The organism is Rubrivirga halophila (genome assembly GCF_046845755.1).
Taxonomy (GTDB): Bacteria; Bacteroidota; Rhodothermia; order Rhodothermales; family Rubricoccaceae; genus Rubrivirga.
Map to the genome: position 1 here is coordinate 3,145,927 of NZ_CP177357.1, position 24,039 is coordinate 3,169,965.

General features: G+C 74.6%; 23 protein-coding genes. 13 read left to right on the forward strand and 10 right to left on the reverse strand.

All coding sequences use genetic code 11. The features are described from left to right. Positions 1-68: 68 nt before the first annotated feature. The 4 genes from ACLIRP_RS13745 (at position 69) to ACLIRP_RS13760 (ending at position 4,337) form a co-directional block, all read left to right on the forward strand. Positions 69-800: a hypothetical protein gene (locus ACLIRP_RS13745; protein ID WP_412061035.1), complete on the forward strand. Its 732-nt coding sequence runs from the start codon at positions 69-71 to the stop codon at positions 798-800. Further along, positions 797-1,627, forward strand: a complete 831-nt coding sequence (locus ACLIRP_RS13750; protein WP_412061036.1) for an ATP-binding protein — start codon at positions 797-799, stop codon at positions 1,625-1,627. Before ACLIRP_RS13745 ends, ACLIRP_RS13750 begins: the two co-directional genes overlap by 4 nt. A gap of 108 nt (positions 1,628-1,735) precedes the next feature. After that, positions 1,736-3,880 (forward strand): hypothetical protein, encoded by a 2,145-nt coding sequence (locus ACLIRP_RS13755; protein WP_412061037.1) that lies wholly within the window; start codon positions 1,736-1,738, stop codon positions 3,878-3,880. Positions 3,881-3,932: 52 nt separating this feature from the next. Then, positions 3,933-4,337 (forward strand): ExbD/TolR family protein, encoded by a 405-nt coding sequence (locus tag ACLIRP_RS13760; protein WP_412061038.1) that lies wholly within the window; start codon positions 3,933-3,935, stop codon positions 4,335-4,337. 271 nt (positions 4,338-4,608) lie between these two features. Here ACLIRP_RS13760 and ACLIRP_RS13765 read toward each other — a convergent pair whose 3' ends face one another. From ACLIRP_RS13765 to ACLIRP_RS13790, 6 genes are all read right to left on the reverse strand, one after another. Beyond that, the gene (locus ACLIRP_RS13765; protein WP_412061039.1) at positions 4,609-5,211 is read right to left on the reverse strand and encodes a class I SAM-dependent DNA methyltransferase; all 603 of its coding nucleotides are present in this window, start codon (positions 5,209-5,211) and stop codon (positions 4,609-4,611) included. Then, entirely contained in the window at positions 5,204-5,929 is a 726-nt protein-coding gene (locus ACLIRP_RS13770; RefSeq protein WP_412061040.1) for a PIG-L deacetylase family protein, read from the reverse strand. The genes ACLIRP_RS13765 and ACLIRP_RS13770 overlap by 8 nt, the downstream gene beginning before the upstream one ends. Next, positions 5,926-7,083, reverse strand: coding sequence for an acyl-CoA dehydrogenase family protein (locus ACLIRP_RS13775; RefSeq protein WP_412061041.1), 1,158 nt, complete (start codon positions 7,081-7,083; stop codon positions 5,926-5,928). The genes ACLIRP_RS13770 and ACLIRP_RS13775 overlap by 4 nt, the downstream gene beginning before the upstream one ends. A gap of 2 nt (positions 7,084-7,085) precedes the next feature. Continuing rightward, the gene (locus ACLIRP_RS13780) at positions 7,086-8,147 is read right to left on the reverse strand and encodes a glycosyltransferase (RefSeq protein ID WP_412061042.1); all 1,062 of its coding nucleotides are present in this window, start codon (positions 8,145-8,147) and stop codon (positions 7,086-7,088) included. A gap of 115 nt (positions 8,148-8,262) precedes the next feature. Further along, a complete protein-coding gene (locus tag ACLIRP_RS13785; protein ID WP_412061043.1) occupies positions 8,263-9,984 on the reverse strand; it encodes an aldehyde dehydrogenase family protein in 1,722 nt (573 codons plus the stop codon). A gap of 648 nt (positions 9,985-10,632) precedes the next feature. Then, positions 10,633-10,977 (reverse strand): 4Fe-4S dicluster domain-containing protein, encoded by a 345-nt coding sequence (locus ACLIRP_RS13790; RefSeq protein ID WP_412061044.1) that lies wholly within the window; start codon positions 10,975-10,977, stop codon positions 10,633-10,635. A gap of 65 nt (positions 10,978-11,042) precedes the next feature. On the opposite strand from ACLIRP_RS13790, the gene ACLIRP_RS13795 reads away from it, so the two are divergent. From ACLIRP_RS13795 to ACLIRP_RS13810, 4 genes are all read left to right on the forward strand, one after another. Further along, positions 11,043-11,756, forward strand: a complete 714-nt coding sequence (locus ACLIRP_RS13795) for a hypothetical protein (protein WP_412061045.1) — start codon at positions 11,043-11,045, stop codon at positions 11,754-11,756. A gap of 118 nt (positions 11,757-11,874) precedes the next feature. Then, positions 11,875-12,129, forward strand: coding sequence for a CsbD family protein (locus ACLIRP_RS13800; RefSeq protein ID WP_412061046.1), 255 nt, complete (start codon positions 11,875-11,877; stop codon positions 12,127-12,129). A 262-nt stretch (positions 12,130-12,391) separates the two neighbouring features. Beyond that, positions 12,392-12,631: a hypothetical protein gene (locus ACLIRP_RS13805; protein ID WP_412061047.1), complete on the forward strand. Its 240-nt coding sequence runs from the start codon at positions 12,392-12,394 to the stop codon at positions 12,629-12,631. A 60-nt stretch (positions 12,632-12,691) separates the two neighbouring features. After that, entirely contained in the window at positions 12,692-13,888 is a 1,197-nt protein-coding gene (locus ACLIRP_RS13810) for an MFS transporter (protein WP_412061048.1), read from the forward strand. Positions 13,889-14,124: 236 nt separating this feature from the next. On the opposite strand, the gene ACLIRP_RS13815 is transcribed toward ACLIRP_RS13810, so the two are convergent. Then, complete coding sequence (locus ACLIRP_RS13815; RefSeq protein WP_412061049.1) at positions 14,125-15,699, reverse strand: hypothetical protein; 1,575 nt, start codon at positions 15,697-15,699, stop codon at positions 14,125-14,127. A 57-nt stretch (positions 15,700-15,756) separates the two neighbouring features. Between ACLIRP_RS13815 and ACLIRP_RS13820 the strand changes: the two genes are divergently transcribed. Both ACLIRP_RS13820 and ACLIRP_RS13825 read left to right on the forward strand, forming a co-directional pair. After that, positions 15,757-17,046: an MFS transporter gene (locus ACLIRP_RS13820; RefSeq protein ID WP_412061050.1), complete on the forward strand. Its 1,290-nt coding sequence runs from the start codon at positions 15,757-15,759 to the stop codon at positions 17,044-17,046. Between the two features lie 199 nt (positions 17,047-17,245). After that, positions 17,246-18,811, forward strand: coding sequence for an ATP-binding protein (locus tag ACLIRP_RS13825; protein WP_412061051.1), 1,566 nt, complete (start codon positions 17,246-17,248; stop codon positions 18,809-18,811). A 102-nt stretch (positions 18,812-18,913) separates the two neighbouring features. Here the strand turns inward: ACLIRP_RS13825 and queG are convergent, their stop codons facing one another. The 3 genes from queG to ACLIRP_RS13840 form a co-directional block, all read right to left on the reverse strand. Next, a complete protein-coding gene (gene queG / locus ACLIRP_RS13830; RefSeq protein ID WP_412061052.1) occupies positions 18,914-19,867 on the reverse strand; it encodes a tRNA epoxyqueuosine(34) reductase QueG in 954 nt (317 codons plus the stop codon). A gap of 94 nt (positions 19,868-19,961) precedes the next feature. Beyond that, a complete protein-coding gene (locus ACLIRP_RS13835) occupies positions 19,962-20,474 on the reverse strand; it encodes a DinB family protein (RefSeq protein ID WP_412061053.1) in 513 nt (170 codons plus the stop codon). Continuing rightward, positions 20,471-20,893 carry a DoxX-like family protein gene (locus tag ACLIRP_RS13840; protein WP_412061054.1) on the reverse strand — a complete coding sequence of 141 codons (423 nt, stop codon included), beginning with the start codon at positions 20,891-20,893 and terminating at the stop codon, positions 20,471-20,473. Before ACLIRP_RS13840 ends, ACLIRP_RS13835 begins: the two co-directional genes overlap by 4 nt. Positions 20,894-21,005: 112 nt before the next feature. Here ACLIRP_RS13840 and ACLIRP_RS13845 point away from each other — a divergent pair, with 112 nt between their 5' ends. The 3 genes from ACLIRP_RS13845 (at position 21,006) to ACLIRP_RS13855 (ending at position 23,991) form a co-directional block, all read left to right on the forward strand. After that, entirely contained in the window at positions 21,006-21,914 is a 909-nt protein-coding gene (locus ACLIRP_RS13845) for an NAD-dependent epimerase/dehydratase family protein (RefSeq protein ID WP_412061055.1), read from the forward strand. Positions 21,915-22,038: 124 nt separating this feature from the next. Beyond that, positions 22,039-22,950, forward strand: coding sequence for an MlaE family ABC transporter permease (locus ACLIRP_RS13850; protein WP_412061056.1), 912 nt, complete (start codon positions 22,039-22,041; stop codon positions 22,948-22,950). An 81-nt stretch (positions 22,951-23,031) separates the two neighbouring features. Continuing rightward, positions 23,032-23,991 carry an ABC transporter ATP-binding protein gene (locus ACLIRP_RS13855; protein WP_412061057.1) on the forward strand — a complete coding sequence of 320 codons (960 nt, stop codon included), beginning with the start codon at positions 23,032-23,034 and terminating at the stop codon, positions 23,989-23,991. Positions 23,992-24,039 lie beyond the last annotated feature (48 nt).

Here is a 24,039-nt window from a genome sequence, read left to right on the forward strand (position 1 = left end):
CTCTGCTCGCGAGGGGCCGGGCGTGCGCCAGACGCAGGCCCGGCTCCGTCGCGTCCACCGCTCCTCCGATGATCCGTCCCTTCCGCCTCGTCCTCGCCGTCGCCCTGCTTGCGGCGGCCGGGTGCCAGATCGAGACCTCGCCCCCGGGCGCCGCCGGACCACCGGATTCGCTCGCGGCTCCGCGCGACACGGCCCGCGCCAACACCAACGCGACACAGACCGCCCGGACCCGCCGCACAGCCCGGCCCGACACAACCACGCCGACGCGCCCGGCCCCAGACCCCGACTCGCTCCGCGAGGCCGCCCGGGACGCCTTCGAGGCTGCGGTCGCGACCGCCGACACCGGCGACGGACGCGCCGTCGCCCGCGCCGTCACCGCTGCCAGCGCTCAGGCCCGCCGGCTGGCCGCCCCGCCCGACTCGCTCGCGGCCTTTGTCCAGGCCGCTCGCGCAGCCGCTCAGCGTGGCGACCGCCCGGCGCTCGCGCTCGCCGCCGCGCGCGCCCACCAGACGCTGAGCGCCGCGTCCCCACCCGGCAGCCCGGCCCGGGTCGCCAGCCTCGCCCTCGTGCTCGACGCCCACGCCCGCGCCGCCCTCCCCGACTGGCAGGCCATCGCCACCGCCGCCGACGCGCTCGCGCAGGCGTGGGCAGACTGGTCCGGCCCGGCGCTCGCGGTCGGCACGCGCGACGCGATGGCACGCGCCGTCGCCGGCGTCGAGTCCGGGGCACAGACTCAGAACGCCCCGCTCGTCCGCCTCGGCGCCGCTGTCGTCCAGGGACTCGCCGACACGGGCCGGTGACCGCCTTCGCGCCGGCGTTCGCGCGGTGGCTCGCGACGCCCGGCCCGCCGTTCGTCTCGCCCGCCATCGCGCTCGACGATGTGTTCGTGACGCCACCGCTGTGGCTCGCCCGCGCCGACCGATCGGCCAGCCCTGTCGACGCCGTCGACCTGGCGCTCAAGACGGAGCGGCTGCTCATCAGCGGGCCCCAGCGCATCGGCCGAACGACTCTCGCCAAGCGGATCGTGACCGCCAGCCGAGCGCGCGGTGAGACGCCCGTGTACGCCCGCGGCGACTTTCTCCACGCCCGCCTCGACCCCACCGCCGTCGAGGCCCGCCTGGCGGCGCTCGTGCGCGACCAGTACGGCGACGCCCGCCGGAGCCCCGACGTCCTCGTCCTCGACGACGTCGACCGCGCGCGGCTGGGCGGCTCGCACGCGCACCGCGCCATCGGGCGGAGCGACGTGCTCGCGGCCGTCGCCCGGCGCATGGCCCGCGTCGTCGCCTTCACCACCGAGCACGACCTCGCAACGCGCGTCAACGCCCGGGGCGCGGCGCCGTACGCGGCGGCCTCCATCGGGACCTACGACGCCGGGCGCCGGGCGGCCCTCGCGGCACGCTACGTCGAGGCCGTGGCGCCGGTCGAGACGTGGCGCGCCTTCGTCGGCCCCGCGCGCCGGATCCTCGACGACCTCTTTGGCGACGGGCGCCTGCCGGCCTTCCCGTACTACGTGCTGGTGGCGCTCGCCGAGCTCTACACCGGCGACCCGGCCCACATCGACGGGACGCACTACGGGCCGTACTACGAGACCATCGTCCACGAAGCGGCCCGGCGGGCACGGCGCTAGCGGCGGGAGCGGCCGGGACGTCATGACCGGTCGGCCACAGGGTCGCCCGGAAAGCCTTGGCCCCGGCGCGAACCGTGCCTAGGCTCCACGCGCCAAACCACGCCTCCAATGCGTCCCCTCGTCTGCGCGCTCCTCGCCGTCGCCACCGCCGCGCTCCCACTCGCCCAGACCGTCCGCACCGTCGCCCTCGGGCCCGGCGACCTCCCCGCCACCTACGTCGAGGGGACCGACACCGGCGGGGGCGTCGCGTGGCGCCTGCTCGCGGGCGACCGGCTCACGGAGGGCCAGATCGGCACGGCCCCTCTGGCCCAGGTGCCCCCCGCCCTCCTCGACGTGACCGTGGCCGGGTCCAACCCGCTGACGAGCGTGTTTGTCGTCTGCGGCGAGGCGCCCGCCGTGAAGACGATGGGGCCGTCGGGCACCGTCCGGCTCGACGTCCCCGAGGGCGACTGCGAGGTCGGCGCCTACCGCGTCTCGGACCAGACGCTCGTGGTCCGGACGGTCCGGACCCAGGCCGGCACCCCGGCCGCCGTCGCCATCGACCTCGACACCGACCCCGAGCACCTCGTCGACGTGACGCTCCGCGACGAGACCGGCGGCCCGCCCGCGTTCGGGGACTACGTCCAGCGGCTCGTTTCCCTCACCCGGCCCGGCGCCGTGCCCGGCGCCGGCTACGTGACGAGCTCCCTCGCCGTCCTTCCCCCGGCGGACCTCCCCCCGCTCGCGTTCCGCTACAGCGTCCCCGACGGGCTCGACTACCGGATCGACTGGTCCCACCGGTCGTGGGGCACCGACGCCACGCGCTACCACTACAAGGGCCGCGTCGACACGTCGCTCGACGGCGGGCCCGTCGAGCTCGGCGGCGAGGACCTGGCCGCGCTCCGGGTGCGCCACCGCCCCCCGGCCGGGACCCGCCCGCTCCGGATCCCGCTCACCATCTGGTCGGCGTACCCCCGCCCCGGCCTCGACCCGCTCCGCGTGGCGTTCACGTGGCACGTCTGCGGGGCCGACCTGCTGGCGGCGCCGTTCGAGCAGACGCTGTTCGAGACGGCCGACCCCGCCGCCGACTTTTTCGTCCGCCCCAACGTGATCTCGACGACGATCGACCCGGGCAACGACGTCATCGCGCCGCTCGACCCGTCGGGCACGGACTGCCTCGACGTGGCCGCGGAGGAGTACGTCGCCGTCGCGCCGCCCGTCCGGCGCGAGGCCGACGGCGCGTTCCGGGCCTACCGCACCGACATCGGGTACGGGCCGGGCGTCGTGCTCGGCGGCCGGCTCGACCACGCGCTCGCGCCCCTCGCGTTCACGCCCCGGCTCGGCGAGCTCGGCGGGGTGCCCCGGCTGATCCTCCCCGCCTCGCCGTACAACCTGCCCTTCCATTGGCCCGGCGAGGGCGTCCTGCGGGGGCCCCTGGCGACCGCCCAGGCCGGCGACGCCCGCCCCGCCCGGATGCGCTACGAGATCCACGACGCCAGCGGCGCCCTCATCGCCTCCGGCCCCGACGCCCAGGAGCTGTTCATGCGCGTGATCCCCCAGACGTACCCGGCCACCCTCACCGGCGAGCTCGTCGACTTCGGCGTCCGCGTCGGCGCCAGCCCCGTCACGGTCCGCGTGGCGCTGGACTACGGGCACGACCCCGCCGACATCGGCCCGCCGCACCTCCAGCAGCTTACCGTCGAAGACGGCGCAGGCCCGACGGACACCGTCTCGCCGACCGGCCGGCTCCACGTCGCCGTTGCCGATGACGGCACGGGTGTCGACGCGCTGGTCGTCGAGGTCCGCCGCGCCGAGAGCGACCGCCCGTGGGAGCCGCTGGCGACCACCCCGACCGGCGACGGCCGCGTCACGGCCGCACTCGCAGCGCTCGCCGACGGCGCGTATGCGGTCCGCGTGCGCACCACCGACCGCGCCGGCAACGCTGCCACCCTCGAGTCCGACCCCGCCTTCCGAGTCACGGGCGCCGTCGCCACCGACGAGCCCCCGGCGGGCGGGCTCCGCCTCGACGCCCCACGGCCGAACCCCGCGCGCGGCGCCGTCCGGCTCGCGTTCGCGCTCGCGGCCCCCGAGACCGTCGACCTCGCCGTCTTCGACGTGCTCGGCCGCCGCGTGGCCACGCTCGCCAGCGGCCCCCACGGCTCGGGCGCGCACACCGTCGACGCCGCGACGGCCGGGCTCGCGGGCGGGGCCTACGTCGTCCGCCTCCGGGCCGGGGGCGTGTCGGCCACCCAGCCCCTTACCGTCGTCCGCTGAGCGACGTTTGCCCGCGCCGCGTGTCTCGGGAGCGTACCCGCCCCCGCTCGCCATGTCCGCCCGCCGCGCCGCGCCCGCCATCCCGACCGCCTCGATGGCGGACATCGCCTTCCTGCTCCTCCTGTTCTTCCTCGTCGCCACCGCCATCGTCACCGACCGAGGGATCCCGATCGACCTTCCGCCGAAGCTGACGCACCACGGGCCGACCCTCCCGTCCGCCCACACCGTCCTCGTCGCCGCCGACGGCGCGGTCCGGCTCGACGGAGCGCGCGTCAGCCCGGACGTCTTGCGCGAGCGGATCGCCGCGTCGGCACAGGCCGGCGCCCCGCTCATCACGCTCCAGGCCCATGCCCGCACGCCCTACGCCGCCTACGTCGACGCCCTCGACGGCGTCCTGATGGGCCACCGCGACGCTGACGCGACGCCCCGCCTCCGCCTGCGCGAGCCCGCCCGCTAGGCGGCGGAGCCCCCCGCGCAGGCCCGCAATGCCGTTTCACAGGGCCGCGATGCCTCCTGACAGTGCCGCGGCGCCTCCTCGCAGAGCCGCAATGCCTGCTGACACTGCCGTACTGTCATCTTACAGGCCCGCAATGCCACCTGACAGTGCCGCGACGCCTCCCACCACTGACGTACTGTCATCTTACAGGGCCCGGGAGCCTCCTCACAGCCCCGCAGCGCCCTCAACGTGGCGCGCGACCATCGCCATGCGTCGCCCGGATCCCCCCGCGCTACCGCCGCCCCACGACCGTCAGCCGGTACCGCTCCGCGCGCACGTCCGACACCGGCGCCCAGTCCGGCCCCGCAAACACCGCGTGGACGGCGTCCGCGTCGAGCGGGTAGTCCGTCTCGCCCGTCCAGTGGACCAGCACCACATGGCCGCCCGGCTCGACGGCCGCCGCCAGCTGGCGCTCGAACGCGGCGAGATCGGGCGCGGAGAGGTAGTACCCCACCTCCGAGACGACGGCCAGGTCGAACGGCCCCTCCGGCGTCGCGCCGGGCACGGCCCGCTTCGCGACCGTCACGTGCCCCAGCCCCGCCGTCCGCTCGCGCGCCTGCGCCAGCGCCGCGTCCGCCACGTCGATGGCGACCAGCGCGTCGCACCGGTCGGCGAGCGCGCGCGTCAGCACGCCGATCGCGCACCCGACCTCGAGCGCCCGGGCGTAGCGGTCGCGCGGGAGCGCCGCCAGCGTCGCCGCGTACTTGGCCGCCTCGTAGCCGCTCGTGGCGAACGCCCACGGATCGGGGTCGGCGTCGTACAGCGCCTGGAAGTAGCCCGCCGCGATCGTGCCCGAGGGCGTGCGGTGCGCAGAGGTAGGTGGGACGTCAGGCATCGGCGGGGTCGAGGTACAGCTCCCAGTCGCGGTCGAAGTGCGCCAGCACCCGGCCCTCCAGCACGAACCCGTCCGGGTCGTCGTCGATGAGCCGCGTGGTCTGGGACACGTGGGCGGCGACGGCCGCCCGCTTGCGATCGCGCACGGCCCCGATGTCGAGCCGCCACGGGCAAACCTCGTCGGCTCGGGGCGCGCGGTCGGTCTCGGCGTGCTCCCACGCCCAGACGGCGTACTCGATCCAGCGCGGCGGCGCGTCGAGCCCGGCGACCGCCGCTCGCGCCAGCGCCCAGGCGTCCTCGTGGTCGCAGTGCGGGTCCCGGCGCCACGGCACGACGACCGTGTCCGTCCCGCGCAACACGTCCGCCAACTCGGCGACCGCCGCCTCGTGGTCGGGGCCGGGCACGTCGCAGTCGGGATGGCGAAGAAACGAGACGGCGTCCGGGCCCAGCCCGAGCGCCGCGACGGCCGCGCGTGCCTCGTCTTCGCGCAACGCCGCCAGCCGGTCCGGCGGATACGAGGCCGAGGTGTGCGACCGCGAGCCGTCCGTCACGACGACCACGCGGGGGTTGAGCCCGGCGTCGGACAAGATCGCCAGCAACCCGCCGCACCCCAGCGACTCGTCGTCGGGGTGCGGGGCGACGACGACCGTCCGGCCGAGCGCGAGCGCTGCCTCTGGCGTGTGCAGCGGCCACCGCTCCGGCTCTTCGAGGACCGTCACAGATCCGACCCCTGGGCCCGCCCGGGCGTCTCGAACGCGGCCTGCCCGACGGCCGCAAGCGCCGCGTCGGGGGCCGGCTGGCGGAGGTACAGGCGCAGGTCGCGCCCGATCCGCTCGACCGGCGACGGCGGCAGCAGCCCCCGCGCGCCGACCGCCCGGTCCACGAGCCGCATCACGTCGAGGCAGACGGCCTCGATCGCGCTCCGGACGGCTTGCGCGTACGTCACGACGTCCTCGACCGAACCGGTCTGTGCCAGCCGCGCGGCGCCGAGGAGCCACAGCGCGCCCGTCTCCAGCGCGACCGACGCCTCGCCGATGCGCAACCGCTGCGTCTCGTTGTCGGTCCGCCCGAGTTTCTGCAAGTGCGCGACGGCCGCGTCCACGAGCGCGACGGCGCCGCCGAGCTGGACGGCCGCGAACCGCACCGAGCCGCCCGTAAAGTGGGGCTCGCGCAAGTAGTCGCCCGGCTCGCCGACGAGCGCGTGCGCGTCGAGCTCGACGCCCGTGAAGTCGCACCGGCCGCTCCGGCTGGCGCGCATGCCCTCGGCCGTCCACCAGCTCGCGTCCTCCGTCACGTCCGCGCGGTCGAGCGGGACGAGGGCCATCTGCCAGCCGCCGTCGGGGAAGGCGCCGTTCGCGAACGCGCGCGTCACGAAGCCCAGGCCGGACGCGAACGTCTTGGCCCCTTCCATCCGGGCGCGCCCGCCGGGGAGCGGCGTCAGCCGGACGCCGTCGCGCGGGATCTCGGTGTTCCACACGCCAAACAGGTGGCCGTGCCGCGCGTCGGCCGCGTACCGCGCGCGCTGGTCGGCCGTCCCGTACGTATCCACCAGCGCCAGCGCGTTGACGTGCCCCTCGTAGACGCGCCCGACGGGCAGGCTCCCGCGACCGATCTCGCGGAGCACCAGGTACAGCGCGTGGTCGCGCGCCGGGTCGGTCCCCAGCCCAGCCCCCCCCTCGCTCACGGGCAGCGGCGCCGCCAGCAGGCCCGAGTCGCGCAGGTCGTCGAAGGTGGCCTCGGGGAACGCGCCGGGCTGGTCGTCCTCGGCCGCGCGCCCGGCGGCGCGGTCGGCGACGGCGCGCGCGGTCGCGACCCAGTCGGCCGGCGTCTGAAGGTCGGCGAGGTCGCGCGGAGCGGAAAGGGTGTCGATCATGGCTAGGCGGCGAGGGGGACGGCGGGGGCGAGGCGGCGGGCGCGGTCGAGCCGCTCGGCCAGCGACAAGCCGGCCAGGCGCTCGGCACACGCGCGCAGGTCGGCGATGGCGGCGGTGATCGGCTGGTCGCCGTCGGGCGTCGTCGTGAGCGCGTCGGGGGCCGGGTCGTCGCGCTTGGCGCGCCACAGGCCGAGCGCCGCCAGCCGCATCTCGGCGTCGGCGGCGGATTCGACCGTCGGCTCGCGCCCGGCCTCGGCCTCGCGCGCCCAGAACGCGAACGCGTCGGCGAGCCCGCCTTCGGCCCGGCCCACGCTCCGCGCCGACGTCCGGACGCGGACGCGGTCGCTGTGGCGGACCGGCACGCCCGCCGCGACGAGCGCCCGGTACAGCGCCACGTCCTCGGACGTGCGGACCGGCGGGAGACCGCCCGCCCGGGCATACGCGTCGGCGCGGACGGCGAAGCTGGCGCCGTAGTGCTGGTGGTGGCGGGGGTACGGGTCGTGCGCGTCGGGCGCGTACAGCCAATGGAGCCGCTCGACGGCCCGGCGGTAGCCGAGGTCCAAGAGGTAGCTCCGGCGAACGCCTGGCGCGAGCGACGCCCGCTCACCGGCGTCGAGCCCGATCCGCCCGCACACGGCGCCGGCCCCGCGCCCCACCTCGGCGACCGTCTCGCGCAGCCACGACCGCTCGGGCCGGGAGTCCGCGTCGGTCGACAGGATCAGCCCGTCCGGGCGGCCGAGCGCCAGCAGCCGCGCGCCGGCCGCATCCGCCACCAGCTGGCGGGCCCGCCCGACGTGCGCCTCGGCCGGCGCCAGCTCGACGACGCCCACGCGGAGCCACGGCCGGTCCGCCGCGAGCGTGTGCGCGACCTCGACGGACCCGTCGCGGCAGTTGTTGAGCAGCACGAGCGCCTCGACCGACCCCTCGCCCCAGCCGTCGGGCCGGCCGAGCCCGTCGAGCGCGTCAACGAGCCCAGGCAGCCGGGATGCTTCGTCGCGAGCGGGCACCACGACCGACGCTCGCAGGGCCGGGTGGGGCGGGGCGAAGAGCGACAGCGGGGACATGCGAAGCGGCAATCGGATGGGCATCGGGACTACCCCGTGCGCCCGGAAAAGAGCCCGCCCAACCCCTCCGGAATTCCCGCACAGCCCTCTCAGGGCCGACGTGACGCTGCGTGCGCTACCCCCGGAACGCCGAGACCACGACGCCCGCCAGCTTCCCGACGCTCGGCGAAGTCGCGAACTCGGTCGCGCGCCGCGCCGTCGTGTCGGCCGTCTCGTTCGTCACGAAGTACAGCGGGGCCGGGGCCGCGTGCATCTCGCCCAAGAGGAGCGAGCGCGGGAACGGCGCGAAGTAGCCCCACACCACCGTCTTCTGCGGCCGGTCGAACAGCCAGCTGTTGTGGACCACGCCCGTCCCGCTCTGGATGTCGTTGCGGACGTGCCCGGGGAACGCGCCCCACGCCGCCTGCGCGGTCAGGAAGCCCGCGCCCGCCCACTGGTTCACGCCGACCGTCCCGTAGCGGAGCTCGGCGATGGCGTCTTCGAGGGCGTCGCCGAGTGCCCGCTTCGTGCGGGGGTGGATGAGGACCGTCGCACCCAGTGTGCCTGCCAGTGTCGTGTTCGCCCACGCAACCGCCCGCTCCAGCCACTCGCCCGCGTCCTCGCCGCCGGGCAGCGTGGCGACCGCCAGCGCCGAGCCGAAGACCTCGGTCTCGAACGCGTAGCCGCCCGGCTCCGCCGACACCTCCGCCAGCAGCCGCCCGCCGATCTGTTCGGCCTGCGGGTACGCCTCTTGGAAGTCCTCCAACCGCTCGTCGGCGCCGGGGTAGTAGTCGGGGCGCTCCGCGATCTCGGCGAGCACGGCGCGGATCTCATTCAGGAACGCTTGGCGCTGCGGCCACGCCTCCGGGAGCACGAGCACCTGGGTGCCGATGCAGTTGAAGCCCGCGTTGTGCGTCCGCTGCGAGACCACGTGCTCGGCCTGGAACCGGAGGTCCGGCTCGGACCAGTCGCCCGGGACCACAATGCACGGGCTGACGCCGCCCAGCTCGCTCGACACCGGCGTGTCGATCACCGGCTCGTCGCGGCGCTTGCGCTCGGCGCCCTCGGGGCCGGTCCCGTAGACGATCGCGTCGTGCGTCGCCGCGCTCCCCGTCATGTGGATCTCGTCGACCGCCTCGTGCTGGGTGAGGTACTGCCCCACGTCCGCGCCGCCGTACGCGAACCGGAGGTAGCCGGCGGCGACGAACTCGGCGAACACGTTCTCGAGGATCGGCCCGAGGTAGTCGTTGACGGGGTTCAGCTTGAGGATGACGACCTGGCCCTCGGCGTACAGCTTGTAGAGCACGTCGAGCGGCGGGATCGACGCGATGTTGCCGGCCCCCAGCACGAGCGCGACGCCGCCCTCGGGGAAGTCAGCTTCGTAGAACACCCCGACCGTGTCGGCGACGGTCGCCGGCTCGACGCCGGGCTCCATCCAGACGTCGACCTCCAGCCCGGCCAGCACCACGCGGTCGGCCAGGTCGCCCGGCACCACGCGCACGACGGTCTGCCCGTCGTCGCGCTGGCGGACGCGCCCGGCCAGCGCCTCGCCGACGGTCCCGGCCTCGATGTGGCGCAGCGTCGTCGCCAGCGGGGCGACGTAGCTGGCGAGCGCCCACGGGCCCGACGACCACTCCTCGCCGCGCAGCGGCGACCCGACCGCGAGGCCCTTGGCGCGCGAGGCCGCCGTCACCCAGCGCGTCGCGGCGTCCAGGATGCGCGGCCTCAGGCCCTCCAGCAGCGCCACCTTGCGCGCGACCGGCAGGCGCGCCCACTCCGTCGCGTGCGCCGACAGGTCCGCGAGCGCGGCGTCGATGTCGGGGTGGGAGGTGTCGGCGGGTGAGACTGCGGGCGTCATGGTGGGGGCGGTGGGGTGGGGTGTACGCCGCCTCGCAGCGCAGGTATCCCTCGGGGGCGTCGCCAGCGATCCCTCAGGTGAGGATCAGGAAAATGCCCTTTCCTCGCAAGCCCCCGTGCTCCACCTTGCCCAAGTCCCGTCCGACCAACGACATGGCCCTCCCCTCCCGCGCCACGCTCCGCTCGATGCTCGTCTCGGTGATCTTGGTCGTCTCCCTCGTCGCGGCGCTCTGAGCGACCGGCTCTGCGGGCCGCACGAGTCTGGCACCCGACGTCCCGACTCTATCATCCTGAGAGACTGTTTGGGGAATGACGCGAGCTCTCCGAAGGCGTCCCCTCTCCCAATGGGAGAGGGACAGGGCGAGGGGCGAGGGGCCGCAGAGGTGCCATCCGAGCACCGCCGGATGGATTGGCTGGCGCCTTCCCTTGCGGGGGCCCGCCTGCGCGGGGATGACTCATGTGAGGGAAATCGGCTTCCCTAAACAGTTTCTGAGCCAGCGAGGGGTCTCAGCGTGGCCCTACAGCTTGCGACGAGCGGAAGGACGGGCGTGAGGGTCGCGCTAGCTGCGTTCTCTTCGGGTGCGCTGGCGCTCAGGATGACAGGGTGGAAGGCCGAGGCACCGCCCGGACCGCTGGCGACCGCCGCGCGCTACTCCGCACCCTCCCAGGTCAGGATGTCCTCCTCGGTCGCGTCGTTGGAGTCGCCGCAGCCCGGGAGCTCCTCCTTTTTCTCGGTGATGTTGTAGCCGAGCGCCTGCCACTGGGTCGCGAGATACGTGTTCCACTCCGCGTAGTGCGTCTGGTCCTCGGGCAGCTCGTCGTCGGCGTAGATGGCCTCGACGGGGCACGCCGGCACACACGCGTTGCAGTCGATGCACTCGTCGGGGTGGATCACCAGGAAGTTGGGGCCCTCGTAGAAGCAGTCGACGGGGCAGACCTCGACGCAGTCGGTGTGCTTGCAGTTGATGCAGGGCTGGGAGACGACGTACGGCATGACGTGGGGTTACCGGAACCGGGGGAGCGGCGGCTAAGCTAGCGCGCTCACCCCTCGCAGACCCCGTGCCCCGCCCGCTCCTCGCTTCCGCCCTCCTGCTCGCCGTCGCCGCGCTCGCCTCGGGGTGCGGCACGTCGCACCGCCTGGGCGAGGTCTCGCTCGACGGCCGCCGCGTGGCGGTCACGGCCGCCATCCCGCCCGCGCCGCGCGTCCAGGCCGGGAGCCCGCTCGAGTCGGGGATCGACCCCTACGACCCCGTCGGCACGGCCGTCCGCATCGGGACCGCCGGCGCCAAGCGCCGCGCGGCGCGCCGCGCCCAGGCCCGCCTCGACAGCGTCGTCGCGACGGTCGACGTGGCCGACCGCGTGGCGCGGCAGGCGCTCGCGGGCTCGGCCCGGGCGCTCGGCTTCGGGACGGCCGCCCGCCCCGAGACCGCCGACTTCGTGCTCGACTTGCGCATCGCCGACTACGCGCTCGTGGCCGACTCTTTCGAGGGCGCCGTCTTTTTCGTGCTCGCGGGCGAGGCGCGCCTGCTCGACGCCCGCACCCGCGCCCCGCTGTGGACCTCCGAGCTGGCCGAGCGCGAGGTCGTCGACCGGGCCCTGTTCGGGCTGCCCGTCGCCGTCGGCAACGTCATCACCGGGCGCGCGCTCTCGGACCTGTCCGCCGACGAGATGGCAACGGGCCTCGGCCGGCTGGCGGACCTCGCCGCCGAGCGGATCGTCGGGCGGCTCGTCCGCGACTACACCGGCTCGCGCGACGACTACCGCAAGCGGTAGAGGGGCGACCATCGACTCCTAACTGCCGGGAGGGGCGCCGTCGGTGAATTCGATCGGCCCCGGGACCCCACGTGTGCGGGGTGTGTCAGAGCCCTCCCCTCACCATCCCCCCTCTCTCATGGACGACCTCACCAACGACGCCCAGCGCAAGCTCCACAAGGAAGAAGCGCGGGGCCGCAAGGAGCAGGCCGCCGGCGCCTTCGACGAGCTCAAGGGCAAAGTCAAGAAGAACGTAGGCGACGCCCTCGACAACGAGTCGATGCAGGCGCGCGGCGCGGCCGAAGAGATGGCCGGCAAGGCCCGCAAGACGGCCGGCGACGCTTATGCCGACACGGCCGACAAGGCCGAGGACGCCATCGACAAGCGCACCTAAGCGGCCTGTCGCTCCGACGACTGCGCCCCGCTGGCTCCGGCCAGCGGGGCGCTTTTTTTGTTGAGAGAAGAGGACTAGAGGAGTGGACGAGTAGAGGTCAAGACGCGTAGAACCGGAGTCGGCCCATGCCACATGGAGCCTCGAATCCGCGTCTCTTCCTTTCCTCTTCTCCGCTACTTTCTCCTCCTTCCCCCGCCCCGGAGGGCTCCCACCACACAGATCGCGCGCCTCGCTAGATTCGGGCTCCCCTCCCCCTAGACCGATGGATTTCAACAGCCTCAAAGACAGCGCGGGCGAGCTCGCCAAGGACGCGGCGGACAAGGCCGGCGACGCGGCCGGCGACCTCGCCGCCAAGGCGGCCGACCTCGCGCCCGACGCGCTCAAGGACCAGGCCTCGAAGGCCGCGGGCAAGGCCGCCGAGATGGCGGGCGACCTCGCCGAGAAGGCGGCCGAGAAGGCGACCGACCTGCTCGGCAAGGCCGCCGACAAGCTCGGCAGCTAGCGCCTGCCTGCCCTCGCCTGCGCGCCCCGGCCGATGCCCTCGGTCGGGGCGCCCTGTTTCGTGGCCTCTCTCCGCACCGCGCTCGGCGCCTACCCCCGCCCGTTCTGGGCCCTCGTCGTCGGCACGTTCGTCAACCGGACGGGCTTGGTCGTGCTGCCGTTCCTGGCGCTCTTCCTGACGAGCCAGCGCGGGTTCGGGATCGCCGCCGCGACCGCCGCCGTGTCGCTCTACGGCGCGGGCGCGTTCACGGGCGGCTTTGTCGGCGGGTGGCTGTCCGACCGGATCGGGCGCCGGCCGGTCCTGCTGCTGAGCCTGGCCGGCGCGGCGCTCCCCGTCGGGGCCATCCCGTTCGCGACCACGTTCCCGGCCGTCGCCGGGCTGGCGTTCGCGTTCGGGCTCGTCGCCGAGATGTACCGGCCCGCCGTCTCGGCGGCCGTCGCCGACCTGCTGCCCGAGGCGGAGCGCGCGCGGGGGTACGCGCTCGTGTACTGGGCCATCAACCTCGGCTCGGCCGTCGGCCCCGCCCTCGGCGGGCTGCTGGCGTCGGTGTCGTACGGGTGGTTGTTCTGGCTGGAGGGCGCCACGCTCTTGGGCTACGCCGTCATTGTGGCCGTCGCCGTGCCCGAGACGCGGCCGGAGGACGCGAGGCCCCTCGCCGGTCGCCGCATCGACCTGGGGCCCCTCCGCCGCGACGGCACGCTCGCGGCGCTCGCCCTCGCGATGCTCTTCGTCGGGGTCGGCTTCATGCAGCTCTTCGCGACGCTCCCCCTCACGATGGCCGCCGACGGGCTGACGGAGCTCGACTACGGCCTCGTCATCACCGTCAACGGCGGGCTGATCGTGCTCGTCGGGCTGCCCGTCGCCGCGTTCGCCGGCGCCCGCATGACGACGGCGTGGCTGCCCGCCTCGGTCGCCCTGATCGCGCTCGGGCTGGCGCTCACGGTTCCCGCCGACACGTTCGCCGTCTACGCCGCCGCCAGCGTCGTGTGGACACTTGGGGAAATGGCGTTCCTGCCCGTCGTGCCGACGCTGGTGGCCGGGCTGGCGCCGGTCGCGTTGCGCGGCTCGTACCAGGGCGTCTACCACGCCGCGTGGGGGCTGTCGAAGGCCGTCGGCCCCTTCCTTGGCGGGCTCGTGCTGGCGTCGGCGGGCGCGCCCGTGCTGTGGGCCGCGGCGGCGGCGCTGGCGGCGCTCGCAGCCGTCGTGCTGGCGGCGCTCTTGCCCACGCTCCGGCGGCGGCTGGCGACGGCCGTCTAATGGGCCTCGCTCGGCAAATCCCCCCGTCCGCGCGGCGCGCTGGGGAGGGACAGGTGTCAGCAGCGAGGCCGCTTTGCACGGATGGCATGGAGCCGCGCGGACTGTCCCCCTTTGGCCAAAGGGGGACAGCTTGGACGCGCAATTCCAACCGTGCAAGAGTGGCGATCGGTGCGCGCGTCCGAGCGGGGGGATCTGCCGGGCACCGCGCTCACCCCGAGCGATTCGCCGGGTCGCCCCTACTCCACCCGCGCCATCGCCCCGCCCGCCGACTCCCCGCCGCCGCCGACCGCCCGGACCTCGTACGTCCCCCCGCTCGCGCCCGCGTCGAGCCAGCCCGACGCCGTCCCCGCCAGCACCGCCACCCGGACGCCGTCGCGGTACACGTGGACCGCCTCGGGCCGATTCGCCCACGGCGCTGCGTACGTCCGCGGCACCCACGTCAGCGCCACGCCGCCGGGCACGCGCCGGGCCACCAGGTTCGCGGGCGACACCGGGCGCAGCGTGAGCGACGCCGTGCGCGGGTCGTCGCTGGCGGGCGCCTTCACGTCGCAGTCGGGCGCGGCGGGGCACAGGAAAAAGGCGAGGGCCCCGCCGATGGACTCGCCGAGGCCGGGGTGGGCCGCGCGGAAGGCGGCGACGACCTCGAGAACGCCGGCCTCGTCGAACACGTGGGCGCGAGCGGTGCGGACGGCCTCGAACACGGCGACGCCGCCCGAGATGTCGTCGTTGTCGCCGGCCAGGCTCCCCGCGCTCGGCCCCTCGGGCTCGAACGGCGACGGCGCGGCGCGGTCGTACAAGCTCCACAAGAGGGCCCCGATGGCAGGGTAGTCGGGGTGCGAGACGCCGTACGAGATCCGGTCGTAGCGCACGTCCGCGTCGATGCGGTCGGTGAACGGCGCGCGCTCGGGATTCGATGGCGCGAGGTCCTGGTCGCCGTATTGGGCGGCGGCGTACGCTCGCGCGGCGAATGAGAAGAAGATGGCCCATCCCTCGCGGAGTTGGCGGTTGCGGAGCGCGTACCGGACCGCGTCCGCGCCCCACATCCGGTAGCTCACGTAGTGCCCGTACTCATGCGCCATCAGCGCGGGCGTGACGCCCGCCGCGCGGACCTCGATCTCGTGGCCCCACGGCGCGTCGGGGTCGATGGTCTGGAACACGTAGCCCCCGCCGCCGCTCAGCTCCACGTCGACGCGCGGCAGGGCAAACGGGGGGGCGCCGTCGTAGAGCCGGTGCACGAACTCGCGCGCGATGGTCGCCGTGCGGACCGCGACGCCGACGGGCCGGGGGACGGCGCCCGCGATCCCCGCCAGCACCACGTCGCCCGACGGCGGCAGCGGCCGGCGCACGGCCGACCGCCACAGCACCGGCCCGTCGCCGGCCCGAACGGCGTCGGCGCGGAGTAGCCGGATCGCCTCGGATTCGGTCGCCGGCGCGACGGCCACGCTGTCGAAGGCGGACAGGTCGGCGGCCGTCGCCAGCGCGATCCGGAACGCGCCGTCCGGTCCGACGGTCGCCTGCTGGCGGTCCGGCCCGTCGAGCGCGCGCTCCCAGCCCCGGAACGCGCCGTCCGGTCCGACGGTCGCCTGCTGGCGGTCCGGCCCGTCGAGCGCGCGCTCCCAGCCGCCGCCGCGCCGGTGGAGCAGGAGGTGCACGCGCACACCGTACGCGCCCTGCCCGGCGCGCCCCTCGATCTCGAACCGCCCCTCGGCGACGACCTGCCGCGCCTCGGCGGGCGCCCGCGCCGCGTCGCTGGCGACGCACCCCGCCAGGGCGAGCGCGAGCGGCAGGAGCGAGAAGAGGCGGAGGATCACCGGGCGGCGGGGCGGGGGCGGTGAACTTCGCCGCGGCAGCGGTCGTGTGCCGCGCCGATGTCGAGTCCCCCCAACCGCCTGCGCGGCACCGTCGGCTTCGGCGCCCTGCTGCGCCGCAACCGCGACGTGCGCCTGCTGTGGGGCGGGACGGTCGTCTCGCTCTTCGGCGACTGGTTCAACACACTCGCGCTGTACCGGCTGGCGCTCGACCTCACGGGGTCGGAGGCCGCCCTCGGCGGCGTCTTCCTGACCAAGCTGATCCCGCTCGCGCTCGCCTCCCCCATCGCGGGCGTGCTCGCCGATCGCCTGGATCGCCGCAAGCTGATGATCGGCGCCGACCTGGTGCGCGCCGCGCTCGTGCTCGGCTTCCTGTTCATCCGCGAGGTCGACGACCTGTGGCTGCTCTACGTGCTCGGCGCCGCCCAGATCGCCGTCAGCGCCGCGTTCACGCCGGCCAAGAACGCCGTGCTCCCGCGCATCACCGGGCCCGGCGAGCTGCTCACCGCCAACGCGCTGCTCTCGGCCACGTGGTCCACGATGCTGGCCGTCGGCGCCGCCGCCGGGGGCCCCGCCGTCGACGCCTTCGGCACGGACGTCGTGTTCGTGCTCGACGCGGCGACCTACCTCGTCAGCGCCGCGCTCATCGCCCGGATCGCCGTGCCCAAGACCGAGGCTCAGACGACGGCCGAGGACGGCGTCGTGCGGTCCGTCGTCGGCACGGCCGTCGCCCAGGTCGCCGACGGCTGGCGCTACGTCCGCCAGCGCCCGGCGGTCGCCCGGTTCGTGTTCGCGAAGGCCGCCTGGGGCATCGGCGGCGGCGGCTTGATGTTCTCGCTGGCCCTCTTGGGCGACAGCCTGTTCCCCTCAGCCGGCACGACCGGCATCGGCATCCTGTTCGCCGCGCGCGGGCTCGGCACCGGGCTCGGGCCGGTCCTCACACGCGCCCTGTTCCAGGACGAGCGCCGGTGGCCGACCGTGCTCGCGGGCTGCACCATCGCCTGCGGGCTCGGCTACCTCGGCATCGCGGTCGCGGGCGACGCGCGCTGGGCCGTCGCCGCGCTCGTCGTGTTCGCGCACGGCGCGAGTGGCGCCAACTGGGTGCTCTCGACCACGCTCCTGCAGGACCGCGCCGCCGACACGTTCCGCGGCCGCGTGATCTCGACGGACTGGCTGCTGGTGACGCTCGTCGAGAGCGTCTCCATCGTCGTCGCCGGGCTGCTGTTGGAGGGCGGGCTGGCGCTGGGCGCGCTGATCGCCGGGCTCGCGGGCGTCCAGATCGTCGCGGGCCTCTCGTGGGGCTTGTGGGTGATCCCCGCCGAGCGCCGCGTTGCCGCCGCCGCCTCGTAGGGGCGACGAGCCCGCACCGACACGCGACGGCCACCGACCCGCTCGGGGAGACCGCCGACCGGCTCGCGGACAGCGTCCACCCGTGCGCAGCCGGCACGTTCCGAACGCCGGGGCACACGACGAAGGCGCCCGTCGGGCCTTTCCACCGGCTCGCCGCCCCGGCTAGAGACCGGCGCCCTCCCCGCCGATACCCGGCGCCATGGCCCCGACCGCAGCCCCTCCGCCCCTCGCCGACCGCCTCGAAGCCGCCGAGGCTGCGCTCCGCAACGTCGCCCTGTCGCGGCCGAACGCGCTCGCGCTGCTCGAAGCCGGCGTGACCCGGATGGGCGAGGCGCTAGGTGCCGAGGTCGCCGTCGCGCTCGTCGGCGAGGGCCAGACGGGCGCGTTCGTCCGGTGCGCCGCGTGGCCCCACTCCGCGTCCCCCGCGCTCGTCGAGGTCGAGGCGAGCGACGCGCCCCCGCTCACCGGCCACGCGCCCGTCGCCCTTGATAGCAGCCCGCTTGCCGACGCACTCGGCGCCGCGTCCGTGCTCGTCGTCCCGGTCGAGGGCTCGGTCCCCGGCGCGTTCGTGCTCGGCCGTGAGACGCCCTGGACCTCGGACTGCAAGGCCGCCGCCGGACGCCTGGGTGCCCTCTTCGGCACGCTGTGGGCCTGGGTCGAGGCCGAGGCCCGCTTCCGCCGCACCGTCGCCGACCTCGACGACGCCCTGTTCACCTTCGGCTACGACGACGACGGCCATCGTGCCTACGCCTTCGTGACCGCCCAGGCCGAGGCCATCACCGGCCTCGACCCCGACGTCGTGCTGGCGGGCGACGCCGACTGGGCCGACCTCGTCGTCCCCGAGGACCGCACGGCCTTCGAGGCCCACGACGCCTGCTTGCGCGCCGGCGAACCGTCCCAGGTCGAGGTCCGCTTGCGCCTCGACGACGACGAGGTCGTGTGGATCTCCGAGCGGGCCCGCCCCTCCGTCGACGCCGTCGGCCGCCCCGTCGCCGGCGGGCTCCTCGCGGATGTGACGGCGCAGAAGGAGGCCGAGGCCCAGCTCGACCGCGCGCGGCGCATCGCCGAGCGCGCGGCACAGACCCGGATGGCCTTTTTGCGCATGATGAGCCACGAGCTCCGCACGCCGCTCGGCGCCATCCGCGGCTTCTCCGACCTCCTCGTCGAGGAGGCCGCCGACATCCCGGGCGCCCCGCCCGAGGTCGCCGAGTTCGCCGGCACCATCCGCGACGCCGCCGGCCGCGCGCTCCGGCTCGTCACCGACTTGCTCGACCTGTCGCGCTTGGAGACCGGCGCCCTCGACCTCGCTCGCCAACCCGTCGACCTCGTCACGCTCGCGCGCGCCGTCGCCGCGAAGCACGCCGTCGGCCTGGCCGCGCGCGGCGTCGCCCTCACCGTGGCCGCCCCCGCCGACGCGCTCACCGTCGAGGCCGACCCGTCGCGGCTGGAGCAAGTCGTCGACCAGCTCCTGTCGAACGCCGCCCGGTTCACTCCCGCCGGCTCCGTCGCCGTCTCGCTCGCGGCGGTCGGCGACCGCGTCCGCCTGGAGGTCCGCGACACCGGCGTCGGCATCGCCGACGACGTGCTGGAGGCCGTCTTCGAGCCGTTCGTCCAGGAGGACGCCCGCGTCAACCGCGACTACGGCGGGACCGGACTGGGGCTCGCCATCGCGCACCGGCTGGCGGACCAGATGGGCGGCGACCTCTCGGCCGCCAGCGTCAAGGGCGAGGGCTCCACGTTTACGCTCGCGCTGCCGCGCGCCTAAAGGGGCGCACCTCCCCGGCGCCCCCTCTCCCCGTGGGAGAGGGACAAGGTGAGGGGTGCGGTCGCCGAGACACTGTGGCAGGGCGACCGCCGTCCCTCCGCCTCACGGATTCCGAGCCGCGTTCTCCGCGTTCCGCACGAACCCCTCGTGCTTGACCCGCTTGACCGGGCTGCGCCGGAACCGCTCGCGAAAGGCCTCGAGGTCGATCTCCGCCCACGCCTTCGCGGGCGTGTCCGTCACGCCCGGGCGGGGCAGGAAGCGCGCGTCGCGGGTCGGCTGGGAAAACTTGGTCCACGGGCACACGTCCTGGCAGATGTCGCAGCCGAAGGCCCACGCGCCGAACTCGGCCGCCAGCTCGGGCAGGTCCGGCCCCCGGTGCTCAATCGTCCAGTACGAGATGCAGCGCGTCGCGTCGATCTGGTACGGCGCGTCGAGCGCGCCCGTCGGGCAGGCGTCGAGGCAGCGCGTGCAGCTCCCGCAGTGGTCGGCGCGGAACGGCGGGTCCGGCGCGAGTGGGACGTCGACGATGAGCTCGCCCAGGAAGACGAATGAGCCGTGCGTGGTTGTCAGCAGGTTCGTGTTCTTGCCCTGCCAGCCGAGGCCGGCGCGCTGGGCCCACGCCTTGTCCATGACGGGCGCCGAGTCGACGAAGGCGCGGCCGCCGGCGCCTCCGGTCCGGGTGTCGAGCCAGTCGAACAGCTCGGCGAGCTTCTCTTTGAGCACGTCGTGGTAGTCGTCGCCCCAGGCGTAGCGGCTGATCTTGGCGCCGCCGCCCTCGCCGGGCTGCCGCCCGGGCTGGAAGTAGCTCACGAAGACCGACACGACGCTCTGCGCGCCGGGCACCAGCACGCGCGGGTCGACGCGCTTGTCGAAGTTGCGCTCTAGCCACGTCATCGCCCCGTCCGAGCCGCCGTGGCGGCCGTCGGCCAGCCACGCCTCCAGCCGCGCCGCCTCGGCGTCGAGCCGCGTCGCCGTCGCGATGCCGACGCCGTCGAACCCGATGCGCCGGGCCTGGGCCTTGAGGTCGCGCGCGAGCGCTGCGGGGTCGTAATGCACGAGGGGAAGAGAAGACAGAAGGAGACGAGGCAGAAGATGGCCTCATCCCGTCCCCGCGACCTCCACGCCCCACCGCTTCTACTCGTCTGTTCCTCTACTCCTCTTCTCTCGCGAGCCCGGCGAGCGTCCGCCGCACCTGGGCGTCGTGGTGGCGGTGGTGGGCCAGCAGGAACGCGAGCGCGTCGTCGGGCAAGAACGGGCCCGCGAGGGGGTGCCGAAAGGCGACCGTGCCGGCTCGCGGCCCCCACTCGCGCCACCCGGCACGGAGCGCCGCCCACCGACGGCGGACGTCGGGCCACCGGGGCGCGGGGCTCGGCATCACCGCCTGCGCCGACGGCGGGGCGGGGATCCGAGCCGGCAGCGACAGGACGGCCCGGATCCCCGCGCTCCGCACGCCCGAGGTCGCTCGCGCCAGCGGACCGGCGGGCGGGCCGTCGGGCGTCAAGCCACCGTCGATCAACAAGAGGTGCTCGGCGAGTTGCGCCAGCGACCACGCGCCCGGCGCCGGACGGGTGTGGACGACGGCGTCCGGCAATCCGTCCAAGCGGGCCGAGAAGGCGGCGCGGTGGGCGTCGAGCCCAGCGAGCAGGCGGGCGCGGCGCGTCATCGCAAGCCGGGGACCGGGGACCGGCCGGCCTCGGGCGCGGCAGGGACCCCGTCCGGCAGCGTCCACACCACGGCCGCGCACACCACGAGGGCGCTGTTCTTGAGCACGCCCGTGAGCGGCGCCAGCAGCGCCGAGGGATCGGCCCACACCACGCCGGCCGTGATCGCCGCCATCGCCAGCGTCGTGACCGCTACCGCCAGCCGCTCGCGGTAGCCGACGAGGAGCACGACGCCGGCGACGGCCTCCAGCACGCCGATCGCCACGAGCGTCGCCTCTGGGGAGCCGACCCACAGACCCGACGCCTCCACGAGCGCCAGCTCTCCGGCGTCGCGCAACCACAGCTTCAATCCCACCCCCTCGCCCAGCCACACGACCGCGAGCGACAACCGGGCGGCGAGACGCAGGCGGGGCGGGGACATGGCCACCGTTTTCAGTGATGAGTGAAAGTTACGCGCCCGCTCCTCCCCGGTTGCACACGAGGAACCGTTCGGGCCCCGGGCCGCTCAACCCGTCCCCTCCCCCGATCCCGTCATGCACGTCTTGCTCACCGGCGCCACCGGCTTCGTCGGCGGCCACGTCCTCTCCGCCCTGCGCGACCGCGGCCACACCGTCCACGCCCTCGTCCGCGGCGACGGCGCGGGCCTGCCCGACGGCGTCGAGACCGCCCGGGGGGACGTGACCGACCTCGCCACGCTGGGGGGCGCCTTCGACGGCATCGACGCGGTCGTCCACCTCGTCGGCATCATCGACGAGAGCCCGTCGAAGGGCGTCACGTTCGAAAAAATCCACGTCGACGGGACTCGGAACGTGGCGTTCTCGGCGCGCGAGGCCGGCGTCACGCGCTTTGTCCACATGAGCGCGAACGGCGCCCGGGCGGACGGCTCCAGCGCGTACCAGACCACCAAGTGGCGGGCCGAGGAGGTCGTGCGCGGCGTCGGGTTCGAGCACCTCGTCATCTTTCGCCCGTCGACGCTCTTCGGCGACCCGGGGCCGGACAACCCCGAGTTCGCCAAGCGGCTGTGGGAGACGCTCGTCCAGCCGTTCCCCGTGCTGCCCGTCTTCGGCAAGGGCGACTACGAGCTCCAGCCGATCCACGTCGCCGCGTGCGCGGACGCGATGGCGCAGGCCGTCGACCGCGATGCCTCGGCGGGGATGTCGTACTGCGTGGCCGGGCCCGAGCGGATCCCGTACCGCGACGTGCTCGACCGGATCGCCCGGGGCGGTGGCATCGAGCCCAAGCCGACCGCGCGCGTCCCCATCGTCGCCGCGCGGCTCGGCGTGAACACGTTGGGCAAGGCCGGGCTGCTGCCGATCTCGCCGGCCCAGTTCGAGATGCTGGTCGAGGGCAACACGTGCGACCCGACGGCCTTCTTCGCCGACTTCGGCGTCGACACCCCGCGCTTCGACGCCGAGTCGCTGGCGTACCTCCGCCAGTACTGAGCTGGAGGGCGCTCGGCGTGCGGCCCGCGCCAGCAGTCCCCTCGCCGCGTGGCGCCGAGAGAGGCTGGCGCCAGCGGGGCAGAACCGGACGACCCCCGACGACCCGCTGCGCTAGTTTCCGCCCATGGAGACCCTGCCCACCGACTCGCTCACGACACGGCTGCGCGCCTCGCGCCGGGCGCGGCAGAACGAGAAGATCCTCCAGGAGAAGGAGGTCGAGCGCAAGGTCGAGGAGCGCAAGGAGGTCGCGCGCGAGGCGAGCGTGCCCGGCGAGGCCTTCTTCGCCGAGGCCGGCGGCCTGTTCGCCTTCATGGGCCGCTTTTTCAGCCGGTTCTGGCGGCGGCCCTTCGAGTTCAAGGAGCTGCTGACCCAGATGGACGAGGTCGGGACCAAGAGCCTGACGCTGACCGGCGTCGTGGGCTTCTCGATCGGCGTCGTGCTCGCGATGCAGAGCCGGGGCACACTCGCGCGGTTCGGGGCCGAGAGCTTCCTGCCCTCGATGCTGGCGCTGAGCGTCATCAAAGAGATCGGGCCCGTGCTGACGAGCCTGGTGCTGGCGGGCCGCCTGGGCGCCGGGATGGGCGCCGAGCTGGGCTCGATGAAGGTGACCGAGCAGATCGACGCGCTCGAGGTCGCCGCGCTCAAGCCGTTCAGCTACCTCGTCGTCACGCGCGTGCTGGCGTGCGTCATCATGTTCCCCGTGATGACGATGATCACCGACATCCTGGCGCTGACCGGCGGCTACCTCGAGGCCGTCCTGTCCGACGGGATGGACCTCCGCATCTTTATCTCGACGGCCTTCGACACGCTCCGCTTCGCGGACGTGGTCGTCGACACGATGAAGACCTCGATCTTCGGGTTCATCGTCGGCATCGTGAGCTGCTACCTCGGCTACAACGTGCGCGGCGGCACGCGCGAGGTGGGCCGGGCCGCCATGCAGGCCGTCGTCATCTCGAGCCTGCTCATCCTGATCGCCGACGTCGTCATCGTCCGCGCCTCGATCATCCTGTTCGGCGACATCTCCGGCGCCGCCTAGAGCGGCTGGTACGGGGCCCGGGCCCGCGGGCCCGCCTCCCCCCACCCCGTACCCTGACCCTCGTACCCCGTCCCCTCCCGTATGTCCCGTTTCTCCGACCGCGCCGACGCCCGCCGCCAGCGGGACGCGCCCGACGGGGCCGACGGGCCCCATCCCCTCTCGGACGACGGCCTCGCCGGCCCAGCCGACGACCCGACCGGCGCGCCCGTTGCGGGCGTCCCCGGCGAGCCGGACCTCGGGCTCGCCGACCCCGAGGGCGGCCGGATCACGGGCACCTCGCCGCCCCCGCCGGACAACCTCGTCGTCGACCTCCGCGACGTCTACAAGGGGTTCGGGCCCAAGAAAATCCTGAAGGGCGTCAACCTCGCCGTCGAGCGCGGGACCAGCGCCGTCGTGCTCGGCGGGTCCGGGACGGGCAAGAGCGTCCTCACCAAGCACGTCGTCGGCCTGCTGACGCCGGACAAGGGCGAGGTCTGGGTGCTCGGCGAGCGGCTCGACCTCATGGACCAGGAGCAGCTCGACCGCAAGCGGACGCGCCTGGGCTACCTCTTCCAGGGCGGCGCGCTCTTCGACTCGATGACCGTCTACGGCAACATGCGGTTCTTCCTCGACCGCCTGACCACGCTCGACGACGACGAGAAGGACGACCTCATCATGGAGTCGCTCGAGGACGTCAACCTCCCCGAGACCCGCGACCAGTACCCGGCCGAGCTCTCCGGCGGCCAGAAAAAGCGCATCGGGCTGGCGCGCACGTTGATCCTGCGGCCCGACATCATCTTGTACGACGAGCCCACGACCGGCCTCGACCCCGTATCCGTCCGCGTCGTCTCCGAGCTCATCGTCAAGCTCCGCGACACGCGCGGCATCTCGTCGATCGCCATCACGCACGACCTGCTGGCGGCCGAGATCATCACCGACACGGCCCACTTCCTGCTCGACGGCCAGATCGTCGCGGCCGGGCCGCTCGCCGAGGTCCGCCGCTCGGACCACCCCGCGCTCCAGGAGTTCTTTACCGGGACCGAGGCGTACGGCACCGCCTGACCCCGGGCGCCCCGCGTTGCCCTCCGGGCCGCCCATCCCTCCCACATG